This is a genomic window from Thermodesulfatator atlanticus DSM 21156 (genome assembly GCF_000421585.1).
Classification (GTDB): Bacteria; Desulfobacterota; Thermodesulfobacteria; order Thermodesulfobacteriales; family Thermodesulfatatoraceae; genus Thermodesulfatator; species Thermodesulfatator atlanticus.
Map to the genome: position 1 here is coordinate 1 of NZ_ATXH01000043.1, position 6,916 is coordinate 6,916.

Genomic DNA, 6,916 nt, shown 5'->3' on the forward strand with positions numbered 1-6,916 from the left:
CCGAGAAGATGAGAAACATGAGCCAGGAAGAAACTTCCTCCTGATGGAGTAATTTTTTCATCGGTGAAGTCAATTAGGATTTTTTTGATATATTGTCCCTGGGGCACCTCCTGGGTGAAGATATAAGTTTCGTGTTTCCTTTGAAATATAAAAGAGAGGTGCCCCTTTCTCATCTCTTATCCGGAACTTAAGGAAAACTAAATTAGAGACCTTTTTGCAAAATTACCGCAATCAGTTTTGCACAAATACAACCGCAAGGTATTTTCCAAAGGTCTCATAGTAATATCTATCCTGACACAGAGGGTTTAATAAAAGGTTCGTAATTAAAAACTTTCATAATTTTAAGGGCTTTGCTCTCAACATTATAAATAGCTTCTCGAGACAATTCTTCTTTCCAATCATCAATAGATGCCTTGCGGAAAAATTTACCATTTTTGAACTTATTAAAGCTTGTTTTTTTGATAACATTTTCGATAATATTATCATTAGTATTAACGCCTAAAAAAGAAAAAATCTTTTTATAATTCGAGAAAGGATCTAAACGCAAATCTTCATAACGGATCAAAAATATTTTTTTCGGAAAGTTGTCAGCAAAATTTAATACATTTTGCATATCTCTAACCCAAAAATTTGCAACTTGCATGGCCCAGTATTCTTTATTTTTACCGCGATTTTGTAAAAAACCTGGTTCAACACGTAAATTATTATACCAAGATGAAACCACTATAGAACGAGGGTCGCGTACTATACAAATAAATTTAGCATTTGGGAACAATTTAATATACATGAAAAGTCTGTTAATGATAGCATTATCATTAATGCCATACCATTTTATTTTATCAGTATCTTTTTTATTTTGTGCACCTCTTAAAGCAGCTAAATAAACAATAAAAGAAAACAATCTATCTAAATCTTCACCAGTAAAAAGAGAAGCTCCCTGATTAGCCGTCTTTTGATCTACTAAAAGAAGTAGCTTATTATAGTTATCCAACAATCTGGGCAATTCTTTAATAAAGAAATCAAATTGATGCTCAGAAGGACACGACACTTCTGGATGACTATTAAGGATCATTTGAAGATATGTTGTTCCAGATTTTGGATGTCCAAACGCAAATAAAATATTGGGTTCATTCTTAAAATCTAACATCTTACCTCCTAAAATATTAAAAGAAACCTTTGCAAAACATCTTTTCTTAAGGTCCAGTCAAGGATCCGTTTCTATTTTTCGTTCCGAAAAATGGGAACGGATCCCAGATGTTTTGCAAAAGTCTCATAGCAATATTTTCTTCAAGGTGCCGATGTATCTTTTATAGCTGCCGTAATTAGAAAAAGACCCTGTTCCTGAAGTGAAGGAATCAAAGATTCAAAAGCCTTACCAAGCAGGGGTTTGAGTTTATCTCCTGGAAGTTTTAAATGCCTGTTGTCATCCAACTTTATAGTAAGGTTGGGAATTTGTAGACGATCACCTAAGGCTCTTAAGATATCTCCTGAAAGAGGCGGAACGGTATATTGCCACAAAACGTAAAAACCTAATTGTTCCACCAATATCTTATGACTTTTGGCGGTAAATCGCGTTAGATGGCCTGGGGGGGAATCACGATGGCCGGGCAAGAAAAATTGCCTCTCATCTTTCAAGCCCAGTTTGCGTCCTAACATATCTCGATTGGGCGTAGAGAAAATAAATATACCTCCGTTTTCTAATAATTCATAAACTGATCTTACAAAATCATAGGGATTCTCTAAATGTTCTATCACTTCAAAGGCAGTTATAACTTGAAAATATTTTGGAAATCTCTTAGGGAGTTTTTTAAGATCTGAACATACTTCAATAGTAGTTAATTTAAAATATTTGCGCCCATAATTTATGGCTGCCTTAGACACATCTATACCATAAGCGGAAAAACCAATACTTTTGGCATAACGCACAAAAAATCCATTAGCACAGCCTACATCAAGAAGTGTCTTTTTTATTGGCATAACTTCGAGACACTCTCTAACTTTATGAAAGCGTGGGTTACTTATAAATGAAATATAAAGGCTATCTGCATCTTTTGTTGAAATATAATCAGAATATTTATCTCCACTTTCAGTACTGTCTAAAAAATAAGCTTCATTATAATCCATTGTTTTTCGTGGATAAGCATATTCTGCCTCACAATTTTGACAAATAGTAGAATTATAAAATCTATATCGACTACTTGGAATAAAAGGATTATTTGCTAGACATACAGGACAAGGCTTATGAGGCAGTTCATTTTCTCTCTTGACTATCATCTTTTCTAATAATTCAAGAGCGTCCTCAATAGAAAATTTCATCCAATTTTTATAAACCTTTTCTAGATCCTCCTTATTATCTGAAGCATGGGTATATATTTCAGGAAATTCTCCTCCACCAACAAGAATACCTTCAACAAAAGGATAATAACACACATACCATTTGGGAGGTATGGTTGTGCACAAATCCACAGCAGGAATAGAAAAAGCATCTGCGAGATGCGTCGTTGCTGTATCAACAGTAATAATAGCATCCATTTGAGAAACTAAATAAAAGAAATAATCAATACCTTTTTTAGAAAAAGGAAATAAATTGACAAATCTAGAATGCTTAAAATCAATATTGACTACAGAAACAATTGTATAATCTGTAAGCTTTATAAGTTTTTTTAGATATTTTTTTACTAAATTATTAGGTATAGATCTGATAGGACTTGAAGTTAAAGGATGATAAAGCAAAAGTTTTTTAGCACTGGATTTTAAAGATCTTATTATAGGATACAATTCTCTAGCTATTTGTTCGTTAATTTTAACGAAACATCTCTTTTGTTCGTCAGGAACAGATTTAGGATCAATAGAAAAAGCATTAATAAAAAAATCCATAAAAGGTTGTTTAAATATGGGCCAGCCTGTCATGTTGGAGAGATCAACTATCGCATCGTATTGAAAGAGAAGCTCTGCAGGAGCGGGCATAAGATAGATTTCGTTTACTATGGTTTCCTGTCTAAGGATAGGAAGTCCCCGCGGACGCAAAGTAAATATGCCAATATCTACTTCTTTGAAATAATTCATTAACCGGTCATAGAAGATATTAAGGGCGGTCATGCCTACAATGTTGTCCCCTATCCCACCGCCCATACCATTTACCACCGCCACCCGAATTTTATCCTTCCCTAGCAAGGGCTTGATCTTTTCCTCTAAGGGGATGAACTCTTCGCCTTGTTTGAAGTAGCCACCGCTATAGGTGAGATCAATGGGAAACTTAGGGTGTTCAAATATTTGACGCTTATCTATAAAAACTTTGACGTTAAAGTCCTTGTAGCCGGCCTGGTGAAAGCGTTCTATTATTCTTTTAATTTCGTCGGAAGGGGCAAAATAGAGCCTATCAGCAGTTATTCTTTGGGGATCTGTCCTTAGAAATACATACGTAACCTGTTCACCGTCTATAGGTAACTCCATGGCATAGTCCTTCTCCACAAAATAAAAATCCACGGCCTTCTCCTCTCCCGAAAAATTTTTAACCACAATTTAAGCAAGGAATATGCCATTTCGCGCTGGAAATAAAGAAAGCACCTCTAGCGCAAATGTACCCTTTCGTCATGAAAGCGTAAGAGGCCGCAATACATTAAAGAGACCCATGTAAAATTGCCAAGATCAGTGTTACAAGGAAAAGGGGGCCTTTCCTATTTTTAGGGACGGAAAACAGGAGAGAATCCTAACTACCTTAAATGAAAAGTGCTTGCAAAGACTCCCCAGCCAAGTAAAAAAACGCTTAAAACAGAAATTTCGGGGTTAGAAATGGGATTCAAGTATTTTAAAACTCAACTTGATTCAGGCGTACGGATTCTAACAGAGGAGTTCGCTGATTTTCCAACGGTATCCGTAGGACTCTGGTTAAATGTTGGCAGCCGTGACGAAGAAGAGCATGAAACCGGACTAACCCACTTCATTGAACATCTATTTTTCAAAGGCACTAAAAAGCGCTCAGCCCTTCAAATTGCCAAAGAGCTTGATCGCCTAGGTGGATACTCAAACGCCTTTACCTCTAAAGAACAAACCTGTATTCACGCTAAAGTGCTTCCTGAACATACCTCACGGTTTTTAGAACTTTTGGCAGACATTTTTCTTAATTCCAATTTTTCTGCTGAAGACATAGAGCGCGAAAAGCAAGTAGTGCTCCAGGAAATAAAAATGATGGAAGACTCCCCAGAAGAACTTGTCCATGAACTTTTCAGCCAGACCATTTGGGAGAATTCCCCTCTTGCCCGTTCTATCCTTGGTACCTGGGAAAACGTGGCTTCGTTTGACGAGGCTAAAGTCAAGTCATATTTCGCTAAATTTTACAATGGTCAAAATCTAGTAATTGCCGCAGCCGGCAATCTCAAACACGAAGAATTTGCAAAGCAAGTAGCAACTCTTTTCGCAGATGTATCCCAAGGAGAAGGGAAAAAGCGCATTCCTCCCTCTCCTCAAAGACGCGTGGCGGTTATCTCTCGCAAGCTTGAACAGGTACATTTTGTTCTGGGCGTGCCAGTCTGCTCTGCCCGTGATGAAATGCGCTACCAGGCCCTTCTTTTCAACACCCTTCTTGGGGGAAGCATGAGTTCGCGGCTTTTTCAAGAAATTCGTGAAAAAAGGGCGCTTGCTTATGCGATTTATTCTTTCCTTTCTCTTTACGAAGACACAGGGGTATTAGGGATTTATGCTGCCGTAGAAAAAAGAAATCTTAAAGAAGCTCTTAGGCTTATCACCAAAGAAATCGAAAATCTTAAGGACGGAAATATCACCGAGGAAGAATTTTCCTCTTCCCTTGATCATCTAAAAAGTGCGTTGCTTTTATCTTCAGACAACCCAGACACACGCATGAGTCGCCTAGCCAGGAACGAATTTCTTTTTAAACGCTACATACCATACGAAGAAACCCTGGCCAAAATAAAAGAACTTCGCCCGAAAGACATAGCCTCTTTTGCTAAGAAAAGCTTTAGAGACAAACCAACATTAGCAATACTTGGCCCACTAACCGAAGAAGAAGGGACTAAGATATTTGAAGACTTAACAAAGTAAAAAGCCCCCTCAATAAGGGGGCTTTTTCTTAATCTTCCTTGATAATGCCTGCCAGAAGATCCTGGACAGCCATATCTGACTTCATCTTGGGGGCGATTTTATCAATGGTTTTAATCCCCATGTTTAAGAGTTGCTCTTTTAATTTTTTAGGGAAAGAAGGAGCAAGCACGTGGGTGGCAACTTGTTCTTTGAGCCAGAGATCAAGAGGGGCATCTTCTGGTTTAGGAAGTACGTCTTTGACTTTAACCATGCCATTTTCAATGTCATAGATCGCAAAAAGAGGGGCCTTTTCAATGTCTTCGGCTACTAATGGCCCCTCAACAGGAATAGCCACCCGCATGAAACGGCCTTCCTGGATATCACGGTAAAGCTCTTCAGTGGCAGCAATCACGTTACGCACAAGCTCTTCAAAGGCTTCAGCCGTTTTAGATTCAGGGTAAGCGGCAATCATTGGCTTGCCAGAGTCTCCCGCTGCAACCACGCGTGGATCAACAGGAATACGTCCGAGGAATTTAATGCCTAACTCTTCCGCAAGCCTTTCACCGCCACCTCGCTTAAAGAGATCGACTTCTTTGCCACAGTGTGGGCAAATAAAGCCGCTCATGTTTTCCACCAGGCCCAGGATACGCATTTTCACTTTTTTACAGAAGTTATAAGATTTTTTAACGTCTATCAGAGAAACTTCCTGTGGTGTCGTAACCAAAAGGGCATATGCATCAGGAATGGTTTTGGCAACGGTCATGGGCTCATCGCCTGTGCCAGGAGGAGCGTCGATAATAAGATAATCAAGCTTTCCCCAGTCAATATCCGAAAGAAACTGCCTGATAGCGGAAATTTTTAAAGGACCACGCCAGATAACAGCAGCGTCTTCTTCGGGCAAAAGGGGCTCGATGGACAAAAATTTGAGGTTTGGCGAATAAACCACCGGACCAATACGCCCATCTGGTCGTCGGGGTAGATGAGCACGCCTGAGTCCAAGCATTTTGGGGACATTGGGCCCATGCAAATCAACATCAAGGAGCCCCACCATAAAATCCTGCAAGGAAAGCCCTATCGCCAGGTTAACCGCAACCGAACTCTTCCCCACGCCACCTTTGCCTGACATCACCATGATTTTGTGGCGAATCTTGGCAAGCTGCTCCTGAAGCCTGCGATCTTGCTGTTCTAGAATCGCACTACGGTCACTTCCAGGCACATTTGCTACGTTTTCGATCATATAGCTTCCTCCCTTGGTATTTTCTTCGTCTTTAAGCCCTTACGTAACGGAAACCTTCTTCCTGCCATTCAACCAAAGCCCTTATCCCGGCTGGCACAATATAACAGCCTTCAGGGACTTTTTCTTCGGGAACATTAAAAGCCTTCATGGCATTTTTACAAAAGTGTATTTCTCCACCACGAGACTTAAAATCTTCCATAAGGTTTAGCATTTCATCATCTAGCTCGAGCAAAACCGTTATCCCCTGGGCATTTACCAAAACTCGCGCCAGCAATTCTTCGTTTTGGGCTTTGGTTTTCAAAAAATTAATCCCCATTTTAAGGGCTACTTTGTAGCGAGTTGATTCTGGCACGTGAATTACCAGCTTAAGCGGCATAATCCGCCTCCTTTTTGGGGCTTAGCTTAGCATCATTAACATTTTGGACAAGAGATTTTAATAAAAGGGCGATGAATATTAATTGGAGCTTGTTTTGTCCGACAAGGTGTCACCGCGAGGCAACCTGTACGCCCGCGCGATCCCTGTCCCTTCACTTACCGAGATTGCTTGGCTCACTGTGTTCGCTCGCAATGACTGACAAAAATAGTGCTTTCGATACCCATTCAATCCAAACCTCGACAACCTCTAAAACCTTTAGAACCTCT

The 6,916-nt window shown here is 39.5% G+C and carries 5 protein-coding genes; 1 reads left to right on the top strand and 4 read right to left on the bottom strand.

Annotation, left to right across the window (positions count from 1 at the left end; genetic code table 11):
* Nucleotides 1-286 precede the first annotated feature (286 nt).
* Both H528_RS0111625 and H528_RS0111630 read right to left on the bottom strand, forming a co-directional pair.
* Nucleotides 287-1,147, bottom strand: coding sequence for a sulfotransferase family protein (locus H528_RS0111625; RefSeq protein WP_022854475.1), 861 nt, complete (start codon nucleotides 1,145-1,147; stop codon nucleotides 287-289).
* A 140-nt stretch (nucleotides 1,148-1,287) separates the two neighbouring features.
* The gene (locus H528_RS0111630; protein ID WP_022854476.1) at nucleotides 1,288-3,486 is read right to left on the bottom strand and encodes a class I SAM-dependent methyltransferase; all 2,199 of its coding nucleotides are present in this window, start codon (nucleotides 3,484-3,486) and stop codon (nucleotides 1,288-1,290) included.
* Between the two features lie 306 nt (nucleotides 3,487-3,792).
* Between H528_RS0111630 and H528_RS0111635 the strand changes: the two genes are divergently transcribed.
* Nucleotides 3,793-5,058, top strand: a complete 1,266-nt coding sequence (locus tag H528_RS0111635; RefSeq protein WP_028845932.1) for a M16 family metallopeptidase — start codon at nucleotides 3,793-3,795, stop codon at nucleotides 5,056-5,058.
* A gap of 28 nt (nucleotides 5,059-5,086) precedes the next feature.
* Here H528_RS0111635 and H528_RS0111640 read toward each other — a convergent pair whose 3' ends face one another.
* Both H528_RS0111640 and H528_RS0111645 read right to left on the bottom strand, forming a co-directional pair.
* A complete protein-coding gene (locus tag H528_RS0111640) occupies nucleotides 5,087-6,274 on the bottom strand; it encodes a P-loop NTPase (RefSeq protein WP_022854478.1) in 1,188 nt (395 codons plus the stop codon).
* Nucleotides 6,275-6,305: 31 nt separating this feature from the next.
* Entirely contained in the window at nucleotides 6,306-6,650 is a 345-nt protein-coding gene (locus tag H528_RS0111645; protein ID WP_022854479.1) for a DsrE family protein, read from the bottom strand.
* Nucleotides 6,651-6,916 lie beyond the last annotated feature (266 nt).

Bases quoted from the DNA above. Each gene is read 5' to 3' on its own strand.
- H528_RS0111625 (WP_022854475.1), bottom strand. From the start codon at position 1,147: ATGTTAGATTTTAAGAATGAACCCAATATTTTATTTGCGTTTGGACAT.
- H528_RS0111635 (WP_028845932.1), top strand. From the start codon at position 3,793: ATGGGATTCAAGTATTTTAAAACTCAACTTGATTCAGGCGTACGGATT.
- H528_RS0111640 (WP_022854478.1), bottom strand. From the start codon at position 6,274: ATGATCGAAAACGTAGCAAATGTGCCTGGAAGTGACCGTAGTGCGATT.
- H528_RS0111645 (WP_022854479.1), bottom strand. From the start codon at position 6,650: ATGCCGCTTAAGCTGGTAATTCACGTGCCAGAATCAACTCGCTACAAA.